Source organism: Microbulbifer sp. ABH2_005 (assembly GCF_056160005.1).
Genome location: NZ_JBSWWI010000001.1, coordinates 2,928,033 through 2,944,357 on the forward strand (window position 1 = coordinate 2,928,033; position 16,325 = coordinate 2,944,357).

14 protein-coding genes and 1 pseudogene are annotated in these 16,325 nt (G+C 56.0%); 6 read left to right on the forward strand and 9 right to left on the reverse strand.

What is annotated here, in order from left to right; genetic code table 11:
• Positions 1 to 61 precede the first annotated feature (61 nt).
• The 9 genes and pseudogenes from bamA to rpsB form a co-directional block, all read right to left on the reverse strand.
• A pseudogene (gene bamA, locus ACXAFI_RS12805) lies at positions 62 to 1,339 on the reverse strand (outer membrane protein assembly factor BamA); the annotation flags it as partial.
• Positions 1,340 to 1,453: 114 nt separating this feature from the next.
• Complete coding sequence (gene rseP, locus ACXAFI_RS12810; RefSeq protein ID WP_475109121.1) at positions 1,454 to 2,809, reverse strand: RIP metalloprotease RseP; 1,356 nt, start codon at positions 2,807 to 2,809, stop codon at positions 1,454 to 1,456.
• Positions 2,810 to 2,867: 58 nt separating this feature from the next.
• Positions 2,868 to 4,052, reverse strand: coding sequence for a 1-deoxy-D-xylulose-5-phosphate reductoisomerase (gene ispC, locus ACXAFI_RS12815; RefSeq protein ID WP_475109122.1), 1,185 nt, complete (start codon positions 4,050 to 4,052; stop codon positions 2,868 to 2,870).
• 135 nt (positions 4,053 to 4,187) lie between these two features.
• Positions 4,188 to 5,033 carry a phosphatidate cytidylyltransferase gene (locus ACXAFI_RS12820; RefSeq protein ID WP_475109123.1) on the reverse strand — a complete coding sequence of 282 codons (846 nt, stop codon included), beginning with the start codon at positions 5,031 to 5,033 and terminating at the stop codon, positions 4,188 to 4,190.
• 127 nt (positions 5,034 to 5,160) lie between these two features.
• Positions 5,161 to 5,916, reverse strand: coding sequence for a polyprenyl diphosphate synthase (gene uppS, locus ACXAFI_RS12825; RefSeq protein ID WP_475109124.1), 756 nt, complete (start codon positions 5,914 to 5,916; stop codon positions 5,161 to 5,163).
• Positions 5,916 to 6,473: a ribosome recycling factor gene (gene frr / locus ACXAFI_RS12830; RefSeq protein ID WP_152452480.1), complete on the reverse strand. Its 558-nt coding sequence runs from the start codon at positions 6,471 to 6,473 to the stop codon at positions 5,916 to 5,918. Before frr ends, uppS begins: the two co-directional genes overlap by 1 nt.
• Positions 6,470 to 7,207, reverse strand: coding sequence for a UMP kinase (gene pyrH, locus ACXAFI_RS12835; protein WP_152452478.1), 738 nt, complete (start codon positions 7,205 to 7,207; stop codon positions 6,470 to 6,472). The genes frr and pyrH overlap by 4 nt, the downstream gene beginning before the upstream one ends.
• A 162-nt stretch (positions 7,208 to 7,369) precedes the next feature.
• Positions 7,370 to 8,233, reverse strand: a complete 864-nt coding sequence (gene tsf / locus ACXAFI_RS12840; protein ID WP_152452476.1) for a translation elongation factor Ts — start codon at positions 8,231 to 8,233, stop codon at positions 7,370 to 7,372.
• 113 nt (positions 8,234 to 8,346) lie between these two features.
• Positions 8,347 to 9,093 (reverse strand): 30S ribosomal protein S2, encoded by a 747-nt coding sequence (gene rpsB, locus ACXAFI_RS12845; protein ID WP_152452474.1) that lies wholly within the window; start codon positions 9,091 to 9,093, stop codon positions 8,347 to 8,349.
• A 287-nt stretch (positions 9,094 to 9,380) separates the two neighbouring features.
• On the opposite strand from rpsB, the gene map reads away from it, so the two are divergent.
• The 6 genes from map (at position 9,381) to dapD (ending at position 16,269) form a co-directional block, all read left to right on the forward strand.
• Entirely contained in the window at positions 9,381 to 10,151 is a 771-nt protein-coding gene (gene map / locus ACXAFI_RS12850; RefSeq protein WP_152452472.1) for a type I methionyl aminopeptidase, read from the forward strand.
• A 77-nt stretch (positions 10,152 to 10,228) separates the two neighbouring features.
• The gene (locus tag ACXAFI_RS12855; protein ID WP_475109125.1) at positions 10,229 to 12,937 is read left to right on the forward strand and encodes a [protein-PII] uridylyltransferase; all 2,709 of its coding nucleotides are present in this window, start codon (positions 10,229 to 10,231) and stop codon (positions 12,935 to 12,937) included.
• Positions 12,938 to 12,964: 27 nt separating this feature from the next.
• The gene (dapC, locus tag ACXAFI_RS12860) at positions 12,965 to 14,143 is read left to right on the forward strand and encodes a succinyldiaminopimelate transaminase (RefSeq protein ID WP_475109126.1); all 1,179 of its coding nucleotides are present in this window, start codon (positions 12,965 to 12,967) and stop codon (positions 14,141 to 14,143) included.
• A 60-nt stretch (positions 14,144 to 14,203) separates the two neighbouring features.
• Positions 14,204 to 14,872, forward strand: coding sequence for an endonuclease III (gene nth / locus ACXAFI_RS12865; RefSeq protein ID WP_475109127.1), 669 nt, complete (start codon positions 14,204 to 14,206; stop codon positions 14,870 to 14,872).
• A 2-nt stretch (positions 14,873 to 14,874) separates the two neighbouring features.
• A complete protein-coding gene (locus tag ACXAFI_RS12870; RefSeq protein WP_152452464.1) occupies positions 14,875 to 15,228 on the forward strand; it encodes an ArsC family reductase in 354 nt (117 codons plus the stop codon).
• 9 nt (positions 15,229 to 15,237) lie between these two features.
• Positions 15,238 to 16,269 carry a 2,3,4,5-tetrahydropyridine-2,6-dicarboxylate N-succinyltransferase gene (gene dapD / locus ACXAFI_RS12875; protein WP_475109128.1) on the forward strand — a complete coding sequence of 344 codons (1,032 nt, stop codon included), beginning with the start codon at positions 15,238 to 15,240 and terminating at the stop codon, positions 16,267 to 16,269.
• Positions 16,270 to 16,325 lie beyond the last annotated feature (56 nt).

Here is a 16,325-nt window from a genome sequence, read left to right on the forward strand (position 1 = left end):
TACTAATTCCGAGTCTTTTTATTCGCAATCCAGGAGTTACAGCACTTTATTAGCGCCCCGCTCCCCCGGAACCTGAGGGTTGCCCCTCTACCATGTAATCGACATCAATCCGGTCTGAATCACCGGGTACCTTAACAGTTTCAACTTTCACTACCTTCAAATAACCAAGCCGCTCAAGACGCGCTTTGGATTGCTCAATACGAGCCGAGGAAGCTAAAGCCGACTCCATCTGGCGCAACTCTCGCCGCAAAACTTCATCTGCGGTACGGGTATTTCCACGAAAAGTAATACGCCGTACGTAAGTGCGCTTTCCCGGATCGATAAAGAAGGTGATTTTTACTGTATTCTCTTCTTTATTGGCCTCTGGAATGCTACTCACTTCAGCAAAACCGTAACCTTTATTACCCAAACGCTTGGAAATATAGTCGGAAGTTGTAGTTACCCTCTCTTGAGAGAATGTCTGACCTTCACGTACTAACAATAAGCGCCGTATTTCTTCCTCAGAAACTACCGGGTCTCCTGCGAGCGCTACCTCACTGACAGTGTAAACATCACCCTCATTCACATTAATAGTGATAAAAACACTTTTCCTGTCCGGTCCCAGAGATACCTGGGTCGAATCGATCTGGAAGTCAAGGTAACCACGATTGAGGTAATAGGACTCCAGACGCTCGAGATCACCAGTGAGTTTCTCACGAGAGTACTTATCATCACTGCGCAACCAAGAGAGCCAGCCGGTAGTTTTGAGCTCAAAAATTTCGCCAAGCTCTTTATCGGAAAAGACACGATTCCCCACAATATTAATATGTTTAATCGCAGCGACAGTCCCTTCTTCAACAATAACTCGCAGCTCAACCTGATTACGCGGTAGCTCTTTGACTTCAGTCTTGACGCTAGCGCCATAGCGCCCCTGTGCCACATACTGGCGCTCAAACTCCTGAGTCAAACCTTTGAGAGTCGAGCGTTTTAATATCTGTCCCTCGGCCAGGCCGTATTGCTCCAACGCTTTAAGCAGGTCCTCTGCGGAAATCGCCTTGTTTCCCGAAATACCAATCTTTGATATGGCCGGTCGTTCCCTGACATTAACAACGAGAACGCTATTTTCACGACCAATCTGTATATCTTCAAAATAACCAGTACGGAACAGCTCTCGGGTTGCCCCCTGAATGTCATCAAGCCCAACCTCATCGCCAACCCGAACCGGAAGCGCTGAAAAAACAGTGCCCGCCGAAACACGCTGCAGCCCTTCCACCCGGATGTCGCTGAGAACGAACGACTGGGCCAAAGCGCTGAAAGGCAGCACCAGGCCTAGAGTGATCGTTATCAGCCAATATTTCATACCAATGCCGAGTTACTTCAATTTAATACAGAGGTTGCAAAAACAACCCGCAACGCCTTCACACAAAAAAATTCCTTCGCACTCGGTGCAGTTGGGAAAATAAGCTTTAGAGCGCTACAAACGCAAAATATCGTTGTACAGAGCCAGCCCCATAATGCAAAGCACCAGGGCCATGCCCACTTGCAAGCCGATCACCTGTACTCTTTCAGACACAGGAGACCCCTTGATCGCCTCAATACCGTAGTAGAGAAGGTGACCACCATCGAGTACCGGAATGGGTAACAGATTGAGTACACCGAGACTGATACTGAGCAGAGCCAAAAGTGACAGGAATGACTGCCATCCCCTCTCTGCGGAAGTACCCGCCACTTTAGCAATGGTGATGGGGCCACTCAAGTTTTTGGTCGAAAGTTGACCAAAAATCAATTTCTTTAAGCTGTTCAAGGTAAACAGGGTTTTATCCCAAGTTTCCTGAAGCCCCTGCGATAGCGCTCCCGCCACGCCATAATGGAAAACCCTGACCCGATCTTCTGGCCAGCGCTCTGTTACTGGCTGCACGCCAATTTGGCCGACGCGCTCACCACTATCAAGCGTTACTTCTGCCGGCGTCACTGGCAGGGTCAAACGCTGCCCCTGTCGCTCCACCTCTACCTGAAGAGGCTCTCCTGCGCGTGCACGTACATACTGACTCCATTCCTCCCAACCGGAAAAAGTTCTCCCATCGGTTGCCACTATCTTGTCACCCGCACGCAGACCCGCTGCGCTGGCAGCGCTACCTTCCAAAACCTGGTGGAGCGTCATACTGATGGGGGGAGTCCAGAGTTCGAGGCCAATCTCCCCCAATGGATCAGGCACTTCCTGACCGGAGAGCCAGCGGTCGATATCGGCCGCCATGTGATATTCGAGATTGGAGTCCGGGTAGCGCACCGAAAACTCTATTGCGCCACTGTCTCCCAGACGATTGGCCAGGCGCCAGTTGAGCGCCTGCCAGGTAGGTGTGTCCTCGCCGTCCACCGCAACAATTTCTTGCCCGGGCTCCAGGCCGGCTGCCTCAGCAATAGTTCCAGGTTTGACGTTATCTACGATAGGTACCGGGCCCGCCGCCCCCCCCATAAAGACAACCCAAAACAGTACAATGGCCAACAGGAAGTTGGCTGCAGGGCCCGCTGCGGCAATCGCCATACGCGCCCATACACTCTTGCGGTTAAATGCCTGGTTCAATTCGTGGGCGGGGACAGGCCCCTCCCGCTCATCCAGCATTTTGACATAGCCACCGAGGGGAATTGCCGAGATTGCAAACTCAGTACCGTGCCGGTCATAACGGGAAAATAAGCGGCGGCCAAAGCCCACAGAAAAGCGCAGCACCTTGACTCCACAGAGCCGCGCTACGAGAAAGTGTCCAAACTCGTGGAAGGATACCAGTATACCGAGGGCCACCAGGGCCCAAATTACCGTCTGAATCAGATCCATACTCAGTTACAGTCTCTTTTCATGCGCAAATCCCGGCATTATATGCCCAGCAGCAAACCTAAAGGGCTCCAACAGCTTGCTGGGCCAGCTCCCGCGCATTGAGATCAATGGCTTCGACTACGTCCAGCCCCGTCAGTTCAACGCTGGGAGCGCTATTCATTACTTTTTCTATAGCCGCAGCAATACTAGTAAATGCCAGCCGTCCCTGTAAAAACGCCTCGACAGCCACCTCGTTAGCCGCATTCAGCACCGTCGGCATACTACCACCGGCATCCATAGCTTCACGAGCAAGGCGCAGACAGGGGAATCGCTGATAATTTGGCGCCTCAAAATCCAGCCGACCCTGTGCAATCAGGTCGAGCGCTGGGACCCCTGCATCAATACGAGCGGGAAAGGCCAGTGCGTGCGCGATAGGGGTGCGCATATCTGGATTCCCCATCTGTGCCAACAGGGAGCCATCTCGGTACTGCACCATGGAGTGCACAATACTCTGCGGGTGCACAACTACGTCTATCTGTTCAGGGCTCGCGTTAAACAGATAGCAGGCCTCGATAAACTCCAACCCTTTGTTCATCATGGTGGCCGAATCCACCGAGATTTTCCGTCCCATCGACCAGTTGGGGTGTGCGCAGGCCTCCTCAGGCGTCACCCGATGTAAATCGCTCGCTTCGCGCGTACGAAATGGGCCGCCGGAGCCGGTAAGCAAAATCTTTTCCACCCCAGCTGTCTCCAGGCTATCGCACGGCTGAGGCAGGCACTGGAAAATAGCATTGTGTTCACTATCGATAGGTAAAAGCTGGGCTCCGCCTGCCCGCAAAGCGCGCAGAAAAACCGGCCCAGCCATCACCAACGCCTCTTTATTGGCGAGCAGTACCTTCTTGCCAGCCTCAACGGCTGCTAGGGTCGGTCGCAAGCCTGCGGCGCCGACAATCGCCGCCATAACCACATCCACCTCATCCACAGAGGCAACCTGGCAAAGTCCTTCCAAGCCCCAAAGGACCTCAGTCGAAACGTCATCCCCCAGCAAGCTTCGCAACTCCTCGGCCCGCTCTTCACTGGTGACTACTGCATAGCGCGGTTTGTGCTTACGGCACTGCTGGGCCAACTCTGCGATACGATCACGGGCCGTCAGGGCATAGATGGTATAACGCTGTGGATGGAGCGCAAGCACATCGAGAGTGCTCACACCAATGGAACCCGTAGAACCGAGGACGGTAACAGCTTGTGGAGATTGCCTTTGCATAAGCGTTCGACTTACCTACGAAACCTCTTGCGCTTCGACGACGGCGCCGACAAACAATGCCGGCGCATATCAAAATCACAGATATAGATTGAAGAGTGGCGTACCTGTTACAGGTGCTTATTTACAGGTACTTTTTTACAGATACTTAGGCAGCTCGCTAGCGAGCGCTGCCATAGTGAAGACCGGCAGAGCCGCAGTGAGGCTATCCAAGCGATCCATAACACCACCGTGCCCCGGCAGCATATGGCTGCTGTCTTTAATACCCCGGTGTCGTTTGAACATACTCTCCAACAGGTCGCCAATCACCGAGGCAAGCGCGGTCACCAGCACACCAAAAGAAAACAACACTGTGTTTTTGAGCGGAAGATCAAACAGATAGGAAGTGACAAGAGCAAGTATCAGGCAAGCGCCCAAACCGCCAAAAAAGCCCTCCCAGGATTTACCGGGACTCACTTCTCGGGCCAATTTGCGCTTGCCGAACTTGCGACCGACAAAGTAAGCGCCCACATCGGCGGCTACAACGATAGCGACAACGTATAAAACCAACCAGGCACCGTGATCGAGTCCTCGCAAAATCACCAGCGACAGCCAGCTGGGCACCAGCACCACCAGCCCAATCAGACCCCGCACCCAGCGGTTCCCCCAGAGCATGGCACTGGCTGGATAGCTCTGCACCCACAGGAAAGCGAGCGCCCACCAACCGCAAGCGATCGCCAATATCTGGCGCGCCCGGTCAATATCCGGGGAGCTGAAATCCATAGAAAAAACATATTCAGCGGTGAAAACCAGGGTTCCACCCAGTGCGGCGAGAAAGACAAAACGCAATGCGCGATTGAGGTTGGAAAGGTTGGCCCACTCCCAACCACCGAGCAATATCACCGCGACGAAAACCAGCGTGTACCATTGAATTGGTAGCAGGAACAAAACTCCAGCGAAAAGTGCCAGCAATACCAGCGCAGTAATTATTCTTTGTTTAAGCACCGAAAACCCCTTTCATCTGGACCCACACTCCGCCTGCTATCTTTTAGCGACCTTGAGAGCCCCGGTGTAATATTCCTAAAAGTTATTCGCGGACAAAAAAATGGCCGCGCATTTGGCCCGATCCCTATCAGGCCTGCACAGCCGTGCCATCATCTTCAGCGCGCCCACCAAATCGCCGGTCACGCTGCTGAAATGCTTCTATCGCCTCATCAAGGGCATTTTCATCAAAATCCGGCCACAGCGTATCAGTAAAAAATAACTCGCTATAGGCGGCCTGCCAGAGAATAAAGTTACTGATACGCTGCTCGCCGCTGGATCTTACCAACAGATCCACCGGCGGCAAATCAGTGAGTTGCATTTGGCTATCCATGGCATCCTCATCGATCGAATCGAGAGTGCGCTCACCATTGGCCACCTCTTCCGCAAGCCGTCTTGCCGCCTGGGCAATATCCCAGCGACCGCCGTAATCCGCCGCAATCACCAGGTCACCCTGGTCGCCGCCACGGGTAATCTCTTCCGCTTCCGCAATGGCGCGCTGCAAGCGCGACGAAAAGCGGTCCCTGCGCCCTATCACTCGCAAGCGCACGCCCTCATCGCGCATACGCTTAGCTTCCTTGCGCAGATAGGAGTGAAACAGGGTCATCAACAGTTCCACTTCCTTTGGGGGGCGCTGCCAGTTTTCGCTGGAAAAAGCGAAAAGCGTCAGCGCCTCAACACCGCGACCCCTGCACGCGGACAGAAGATCGCGTATGCGCTCAACTCCTGCCCTGTGCCCCGCCGAGGGCGAGAGCCCCCTGCGGGCGGCCCAGCGCCCGTTGCCATCCATAATAATGGCGATGTGTCGGGGGCCGGGGGAGTTCAAGTCGGTACCACTATTACCCATTAAATTTCCATCAGATCTTTTTCTTTGGCAGTGAGCGCTTTGTCGACATCCGCCACGAACTGATCTGTAATTTTTTGGATATCGTCACTTGCACGACGCTCGTCATCCTCGGAAATTTCCTTGTCCTTGACCAAAGACTTCACCTCAGCCAGTGCATCGCGACGAATATTGCGGATAGACACCCGCGCAGTCTCAGCCTCACCGCGAGCCTGGCGAATAAAGTTTTTGCGGGTTTCTTCAGTCAGCATAGGCATCGGAATGCGAATAACCGCTCCAGCAGTGCTGGGGTTGAGGCCCAAATCGGACTTCATAATCGCTTTTTCGATATCCGGAACCAGGTTTTTCTCCCAGGGGGTAACCGATAAGGTGCGCGCATCTTCAACGGTGACGTTGGCAACCTGAGATAGTGGAGTATCTGAACCGTAATAGGAAACATGAATACCGTCGAGAATACTCGGGTGCGCACGGCCGGTGCGGATTTTATTGAAATTATTGGCTAGTGCGTCGAGCGCCTTGCTCATACGAGTCTTAGCGTCTTTTTTGATATCTTCAATCACGATTTCACTTCCTCTTCGATTAGCGTGCCTTCCTCGCCGCCCACGACAATATTGAGCAGCGCGCCGGTTTTATCCATACGGAATACCCGCACGGGCATATTGTGCTCGCGGCAGAGACAGATCGCAGTCAAATCCATCACGCCGAGCTTTTTATCGAGCACTTCGTCATAAGTCAGTTGGTCATAGCGGGTTGCGGTGGGATCCAGCACCGGATCGGCCGAGTAAACACCATCGACCTTAGTGGCTTTTAGCACCAACTCCGCTTCGATTTCAATGCCGCGCAGGCAGGCAGCCGAATCAGTAGTAAAGAATGGATTGCCGGTACCCGCAGCAAAAATCAGCACTTCGCCGCGCTCCAGGTAGCGAATTGCCGCGCGGCGGTCATAGTGATCCACAATTCCACTCATCTGGATAGAGGACATTACCCGCGATGAAATATTGGATCTTTCCAGCGCATCGCGCAGAGCCAGCGCATTCATTACCGTAGCCAGCATTCCCATATGATCGCCAGTCACACGATCGAGTCCAGCCGCACTTAGGGCCGCACCGCGAAACAGGTTACCGCCGCCTACAACCAGTCCAACCTGAACACCGATACCCACCAGCTGACCAATCTCCAGGGCCATTTTGTCCAGCACTTTAGGGCTGATACCAAAACCCTGATCACCCATCAGCTCTTCGCCGCTGAGCTTCAGCAGAATTCTTTTATATTTGCGGTCTTTAATACCGGGCATTCGTTGGTCCTCTCAAATGTACCTGTTTAGTGGCCAAGTATTGCCGCCGAACATTACAACACTTTCTGTCATTTACACAGAGGGGTGCCCCGCTGCAAGCACACAGGCTCCAGCGGAGGCACCCCACCGCAAGTGAGCACTCAGAGCACTCACTGTTATCAATTAGGAAGAGGATTTAACCTGTGCCGCTACTTCCGCAGCGAAGTCCACCTCTTCTTTCTCGATACCTTCACCCACTTCAAAGCGGACGAAAGAAGTTACGTCGGCACCGGCGTCTTTAACCAGCTTGCCAATGCTCACGTCTGGATTCTTGACGAAAGGCTGCTCCACCAAGCTGTTCTCTTTCAGGAACTTCTTGATACGGCCACCCATCATCTTCTCAACGATTTCAGCCGGCTTGCCTTCCATATCGGGCTGGGCCTTGATGATGTCCTTCTCTTTTTCCAGGACGTCAGCAGGCATATCTTCAGGCTTGTTCACCTGAGGGTTTACCGCGGTTACGTGCATAGCAACGTCTTTCGCCAGCTCCACCTCACCCGCGCTCAGAGCTACCAGAGCGGCGATACGATTGTTGGAGTGTACGTAGGCACCCACAACCGGAGCTTCGACCAACTGGATTCGACGCACGCCGATGTTCTCACCGATTTTCTGAACCAGTGCTTCGCGAGCATTTTCCAGATCACCTTCCATCAGGGCAGCTACGTCCTGCTGACGCTCGGCAAATGCTTTATCGACAACCTTGGCAACAAAAGCCTGGAAGTTATCGTCGCGAGCAACGAAGTCGGTTTCGGAGTTCACTTCTACCAATACGCCGTAGCTACCGTCTTCGGCAACTTTTGCAGCAACAACGCCGTCTGCAGCGGTACGGCCAGCTTTCTTGGCAGCCTTCAGGCCGGAGGCTTTGCGCAGGTCTTCGATCGCTTTTTCGATATCGCCATCCGCTGCGGTGAGTGCTTTCTTACACTCCATCATCGGCAGGCCGGTACGCTCGCGCAGTTCTTTTACCATTGACGCGGTAATCGCCATGATTTTTTCCTCGGGGTTCTGTCACTTAAAGTTAGAAAAAAGGGGCCGTAATCCGGGCCCCTTTTTAAGTTCGCAATGTAACGCTACTCCGCTACACCACTTCGCCCTGCAAATTACTCTGCAGCAGCTTCGTCATCGCTAGCTTCGACGTACTCGTCTTTGTTCACCGCGCTGCCAGCTTCCGCTGCACCGGCCAGAACTGCGTCAGCCACAACAGTGGTGTACAGTTTGATGGCACGGATAGCATCGTCGTTACCGGGGATCACGTAGTCAACACCAGCGGGATCGCTGTTGGTATCGACAACACCAATTACCGGAATGCCCAGCTTGTTAGCTTCCTGAATCGCGATGCGCTCGTGCTCAACGTCGATTACGAAGATCGCGTCGGGCAGGCCGCCCATGTCCTTGATACCACCGATGGAGCGGTCGAGCTTCTCCATCATGCGGGTGCGCATCAGAGCTTCTTTCTTGGTCAGCTTCTCGAAAGTACCGTCCTGAGACTGAACTTCCAGCTCGCGGAAACGCTTGATGGACGCGCGGATGGTCTTGTAGTTGGTGAGCATACCGCCCAGCCAGCGGTTGCTGACGAAAGGCTGGCCACAGCGTTCGGCCTGCTCTTTGATAGATTTCTGTGCGGCGCGCTTGGTGCCTACGAACAGAATCTTTTTCTTCTGAGCAGCCATCCCCTTGACCACCTGCAGGGCTTCGTTAAAAGCCGGAACAGTGTGCTCCAGGTTGATGATGTGAATCTTGTTGCGGGCACCAAAGATGTATTGACCCATCTTCGGGTTCCAGTAGCGGGTCTGGTGGCCAAAGTGAACACCAGCCTGCAGCATATCGCGCATGCTTACTTGCGGCATAATAAACCTCTAAATATACGGGTTAGTCCTCCACACATCCCATGCGTCAACCCCTTTCGAGGCACCCAGACACATGTGTCGATGCGTGTGCGGCATTTCCGCCCCGGAAGCACTCCGGAGCGGCGCGCTTTATACCACAACCGCGCAGCCGAGTGAAGAACGGGAATAAATATGATGTGAATGGCTGCGCCTGTGGATTCCTTAGTTAGCGCCACTCGCTGGCGCTATGCCCCGTCGCCGGCAATCCGCTACAATGCCCGCCTTCACAGATAGACTTAAGGACACGCATGACCTCAGCCATAAAGACGCCGGAACAAATTGCCAAAATGCGCACCGCGGGCCGCCTCGCCGCAGAAGTCCTGGAGATGATTGGCGAGTATGTGGTCCCTGGCGTCACTACGGAAGAACTGGACCGCCGCTGCCACGACCATATCGTCAATGTGCAGAAGGCCATCCCCGCCTGCCTCGGCTATCGGGGCTTCCCAAAGTCCATTTGCACCTCAGTTAATGAGGTGGTTTGCCACGGGATACCCTCTGAGAGCAAAGTGCTCAAGAAGGGCGACATCATCAATATTGATGTCACCGTGATTAAGGATGGCTGGTACGGCGACACCAGCAAGATGTTCTTCGTCGGCAAGCCCGCCGCACACGCCGAGCGACTGGTGCGCGTCACCCAAGAATGCATGTACAAGGCCATTGAGATAGTGCGTCCGGGCACCAGCCTCGGTGATATCGGCCACGTGATCCAGCAACACGCCGAGAAGAACTACTACTCTGTGGTGCGCGACTTCTGCGGCCACGGTATCGGCGATGTCTTCCACGAGGAGCCTCAGGTGCTGCACTACGGCCAACCCGGAACCGGCGAGATTTTGCAGGAGGGCATGACCTTTACCATTGAACCGATGATCAATGCCGGCAAGGCCGCCACCCGCGTTCTCGGCGATGGCTGGACCGCGGTCACCAAGGACCGCCGCCTGTCGGCTCAGTGGGAGCACACCATGGTGGTCACCAGCAGCGGGGTCGAGGTGCTGACCGCGCGCAGCGAGGAAAAGTTTTAACCACAAGTTCCTCCCGCTTCTAAATAAAGATGCACAGCCCCGCCCCACGGCGGGGTACAGCCAAACGGACCTCAGTCATGCAGCCGGTCAACACACCCTACTTCGAGCGCCCCCTGTTCTTCTTCGACCAAGCCCGCTTTCGCCGCGATCTCGCCGCCCGTGAAAAACCGCCCCTGCAGATATTCAAGGATGCGATAGGTGCGGCCGAGCACCAGATGGCCGAACGTTTTCGCGAGGGCGAGGATGTCGCCACCCTGGTGCATGAGCGCGCGCTCTTTGTCGATTGCCTGCTGCACTATGCCTGGCATCAGTACCATTGGAAGTCGGGCGCCAGCTTGATGGCCGTAGGCGGTTATGGCCGAGGAGAACTACACCCCCATTCCGATATCGATCTACTGATTCTCACTGAGGATCGCGCCGACGAAGAAACCATCGACAGTATTGAGCGGTTCGTCACCTTCCTCTGGGATCTAGGCTTGGAGATCGGCCACTCGGTGCGTAGCGTGGAGGAGTGCCTGGCACTGGCCGCCGAGGACATCACTGTCATCACCAACCTCACCGAATCCCGCACAGTGGTGGGCGACAGCAAACCCGGGGAACAACTTGCGGCCGGCATGGAGGGCGGCAAGCTCTGGTCTACCGAAGACTTCTTCAACGCCAAACTGGCCGAGCAAGATGAACGCCACAACCGCCAGCAGGCCGCAGAATATATTCTCGAACCCAACATCAAGAACTCTCCCGGCGGGCTGCGCGATATCCAGACCATCGCCTGGGTCGCCAAGTATTTCTTCCGGGTGCGCACGCTCAGACAGCTGCAGGGCAAGGCCTTTTTCACCGAGGAGGAATTCGCCATCCTCCAGTCTGGCGAGAGCTTTCTTTGGCGAGTGCGCTATGGCCTGCACCTTCTCGCCGGACGTGCCGAGGAGCGGCTGCTGTTCGACTACCAAAGAGAATTGGCCAAACAGTTTGGCTATGAAGATAGCGACACCCAGCTGGCGGTTGAGCAATTTATGCACAACTACTACCGCATCGTAATGGCCCTGCGCGAACTTAACGATGTACTGCTGCAGTATTTGGGCGAGGCGATCCAGCAGGGTGGCGAGCAGACTACCACCCCCATCAATGAGCGCTTCCAGCTGCGCGGCGGGGCTATTGAGGCCGCCTACCCACAAGTGTTCAATCAGCACCCCCCAGCGCTGCTGGAGATCTTTGTGCTGATGGCCAGACACCCGCAAATCACACGGGTACGCGCTTCAACCATCCGCCTAATCCGCGAGCACCGCCACCTGATCGACGAGCACTTTCGCGCGGACCCCGCCAACAGCGAGCTGTTTATGGAACTGCTGCGCTCTGCGCGCGGACTCTCCACACAGCTGTCGCGTATGACCCGCTACGGTATTCTCGGGCGCTACCTGCCGGAGTTCGGCCGCGTCACCGGGCAGATGCAGCACGACCTCTTCCACATCTACACCGTGGACGCTCACACCCTGCAGGTGGTGCGCAATATGCGCAGCTTTCGCGGCCCCGAGGCGCGGGAAAAATTCCCCATCGCCGCAGAAATTCTCGAGCGCCTGCGCCAACCGGAACTACTGTATATCGCCGGCCTCTACCACGATATCGCCAAGGGGCGCGGCGGCGACCACTCCAAACTGGGCGTGGTGGACGCCGCCGAGTTCTGCGAGCGCCACCAGCTGCCGGCGCGCGACCGCCGCCTGGTTTGCTGGCTGGTCGAAAAGCACCTATTGATGAGCCAAGTATCGCAGAAACAAGACATCAGTGATCCAGAAGTGGTGCACGCCTTCGCCCGCGAAGTGGGCGACCGCGAACACCTGGACTACCTCTACGCCTTGACCGTAGCGGATATCAACGCCACCAACCCAGAGCTTTGGAACAGCTGGCGCGCCAGCCTGATGCGCCAGCTCTACCAGGCCACCCAGCACGCCCTGCGCCGCGGCCTGGAGAACCCCATCGACCGCGAGGAAATTATCGAGGAAACCCGCAGCCTGGCGCTGGAAAAACTGTGCGCCCTCGGGCTGCCGGAAGCCTCTATGGAAAACATCTGGGCACAGATGGGCGACGACTATTTTGTGCGCGAGAGCGCCGACAACATCGTCTGGCACACCGCGGCCATTCACGAGCTGCACAGCAACAGCCCGCTAATGCCCAGCGACACCCTGGTACTGACACGCAACTCAGGCCCCGGCGAGCACGATGGCGCCACCCAGGTTTTTGTCTACACCCCCGACCGCGCCAATGTATTCGCCGCCGTCGTCACCGGGCTCGATATGCTCAACCTGAATGTGCACGATGCGCGCCTGTACAGCTCGGCCTCCGGCTACACCCTGGATACTTTTTACGTGCTGGACGAATATGGCCAACCCCTGCTCGACGAGCCCCAGCGCCTACAGCAAATTCGCGAGACACTGCAAAAAGAACTGGCCTTAGTGGAGGACTACTCCAAGGTGATCCAGCGGCGCACCCCGCGGCGCCTGAAGATGTTTTCATTGGAGAGTCGCGCGCACCTGTCTACCGAGACGGGCGACCAATACAGCACACTGGAAATCACTAGCGCCGACAGGCCCGGTCTGCTCGCGCTGATTGCGCGCACTTTTGTCACCCACGATCTGCGCCTGCACAACGCCAAAATCTCCACTCTTGGGGAACGGGTAGAGGATATTTTCCATATCACCGATGCCGAGGGTCACGCGCTCAGTGACGCCGAGACCAATCGCGCACTGGAGCAGGCCATTTGCCGGGAGCTGGACGACCACACAGCGCCGCAATAACACCTATGACGAGCGGATAAGAACGCTATGAATCCAAACCTGGACAAGCTGCAGCCCTACCCTTTCTCCAAGTTACAGGCACTGAAAGCGGACCTGCAGCCGGCGAGCAAACCCCATATCGCCCTCTCCATCGGCGAGCCGAAACACGAGCCGCCTGAATTCGTGCGGAGGGAGCTGGTCGCGCACCTGGACAAAATCGCCGCCTACCCGCTCACAAAAGGCCTGGAAACACTGCGCCAGGCGATTGCCGACTGGCTATGCGCCCGCTTTCAGCTCGCACAGGTCTGTGCCGACACCCAGGTGTTGCCGGTGAATGGCACCCGCGAAGCGTTATTCGCCTTCGCACAGGCTATGGTCACGCCGGGCAGTAAAGTGCTGATGCCCAACCCCTTCTACCAGATTTACGAGGGAGCCGCCCTGCTGGCCGGCGCCGAGCCACACTTCATCAACTGCGTCGCTGGCAATCGCTTTAAGCCGGACTTCAGCTCGGTGTCCGAATCGGTGTGGCGCCAGTGCGAGCTGCTGTATCTCTGCTCACCGGGCAACCCCACTGGCGCCCTGCTGGAGATCGACGAATTGCAAACGCTCATCGAGCTGGCAGACCGCTACGAGTTCACCATCGCCTCGGATGAGTGCTACTCGGAACTCTACTTCGTCGAGGGCGCACCGCCGGCCGGGCTGCTGCAAGCCTGCGAACAAATGGGCCGGGGCGACTATCGTCGCTGTGTGGTTTTTCACAGCCTGTCGAAGCGCTCCAATTTGGCGGGACTGCGCTCCGGGTTTGTCGCCGGCGACGCTCAGCTGCTGGATAAATTCCTGCTCTACCGCACCTACCACGGCTGCGCCATGCCACTGCCGAACCAGTACGCCTCCATCGCCGCCTGGCAGGATGAAGAGCATGTGCGCGAGAATCGCGCACTCTACCGACAGAAGTTCGACGCGGTGCTCGATATTCTCGACGGCTGCCTCGATGTACAAAAACCGCAAGCCAGCTTTTACTTGTGGCCGCGTGTCGGCGACGGGGAGGAGTTTGCCCGCGAGCTATACCGCCAGCAAAATATCACGGTTTTGCCGGGCTCTTTCCTCGCCCGCGAGAACGAGGGAGTGAACCCCGGCAGCGAGTATGTGCGCATGGCTTTGGTGGCCACATTAGAAGAGTGCGTGGAAGCGGCAGAGCGCATCAAAGAATTTTGCCGGCAGAACTGACCGCCGAATTAATCCAACAGACACCGTAACCCAGGAGCCCCCACCCAGGCACAGATGAGAATGGCAGTAAAAAACTTACTCAAACAAGAGCGCGTGGATTTTATTCTACAGCGCCTGGAAGAACTCTATCCGCAGACCCCGGTTCCGCTCGATCACAAAGACCCCTACACGCTGCTGGTTGCCGTACTGCTCTCGGCACAGTGTACCGATGAGCGCGTCAACCAAGTCACCCCCGCCCTCTGGCAGCTGGCCGACAACCCCGAGGATATGGCACTGGTGCCCGTGGAGGATATCCAGGCGGTTATCCGCCCCTGCGGTTTATCACCGCAGAAATCCAAAGCCATCAGCAAGCTTTCACAAATTCTCGTCAACGAATACCACAGTAAAGTGCCGGAAAATATGGCCGCCCTGGAAACCCTGCCCGGTGTCGGTCACAAGACCGCCAGCGTGGTGATGTCCCAGGCATTTGGCCACCCGGCCTTCCCGGTGGACACTCATATTCACCGCTTAGCGCAGCGCTGGGGACTCACCAACGGTAAAAATGTCACCCAGACCGAGAAAGACCTAAAAAGGCTGTTCCCCAAAGAAAAGTGGAATAAATTGCACCTGCAGATTATTTTCTATGGCCGCGAGTACTGTTCCGCGCGCGGCTGCGACGGCACCGTCTGCGAAATCTGCACCACCTGCTACCCCAACCGCAAAAACCCCAAGAAAACCAAAAAGGCGTAACTGTGATTACTCTGTACGGCATTAAAAACTGCGACACCGTAAAAAAAGCCCGCAAGTGGCTGGAAAAGAATGGGGTCGACTATCAATTTCACGATTTCCGTGAAGACGGCATGGACAATGTGCCCCTAAAAGCCTGGCTGAATGAATTTGGCTGGCAGGAAGTACTGAATCGCCGCTCCACCAGTTGGCGCGCTCTGAGCGAAGTACAGAAAAATACAATGGACAACGACAGCGCTTTAACCCTTGCCAGCGAGACCCCCACCCTGATCAAGCGCCCGGTGACCACCTCAGACGGCACTACTCGCTTTGGTTTTAAAGAGCAAGAATTCGCCGCGCTTACCGGCCAAGCCAACTAGGAGAAAAAAATGAATGATATCTACAGCATCGGATTTGGCGTTGGCACCTGCAATAGCAAGGGCGACTGGCTGGAAGTCTTTTACCCAAAACCGCTGTTCAAACCCAATGCAGAAATAGCCAAAGCGGTAACTGAGACCCTACATATCGATGGCGGCAACCACAGCCTACCCCTCGACGCGACCCTGCTGCACAGCCTCACAGAAAAGCTGCACAGCGCCGGGGCGGGCGAACAGGCGGAGATCCTGCAGCAGTTCGCCAACAGCCACCGACCGCTGGTTGTCGTTGTACTTTCCAGCGACGAGGCACCACAGACGGTACCGGAAGCCTATTTGAAGCTGCAGCTACTTTCCCACCGCCTGGTAAAACCCCACGAAACCAATCTCGAAGGTCTCTTCGGCAAACTGGTCAATGTGGCCTGGACCAATCAGGGCGCAATCGACCTGGACGAGCTGCCACAGCGCCAACTGGAAGCGCGCCTGAACGGAGAGCACCTGGAAGTCGCCTGCGTCGACAAATTCCCCAAGATGACCAACTACGTAGTGCCCACGGGCGTGCGCATCGCCCACACCGCACGCGTGCGCCTCGGCGCCTATCTCGGCGAGGGTACCACCATCATGCACGAGGGCTTCGTCAACTTTAACGCGGGCACCGAGGGGCCGGGTATGATCGAAGGCCGCATCTCTGCGGGCGTATTTGTCGGCGCTGGTTCCGATCTGGGTGGCAGCAGCTCCACCATGGGCACCCTTTCCGGCGGCGGAAACATAGTGATTTCCGTGGGCGACAACTGCCTGCTGGGTGCCAACGCCGGTATCGGCATCCCCCTGGGGGATCGCTGCACCGTGGAAGCGGGTTTATATATCACCGCCGGAACTAAGGTGGCCCTCCTAGATGACAGCGGCAAACTGGTCGAACATATCAAAGCGCGCGAACTGGCCGGAAAATCCGACCTGCTGTTCCGCAGAAATTCCACCAATGGCGCCGTTGAATGTCTAACGAATAAGAGCGCCATTGAGTTGAATGCAGCACTGCACAGCAATTAAAACCTGACCCTGCGGGGCCCCGGCCCCGCCCGCTCTCCATCTGCATAAATTCTAAT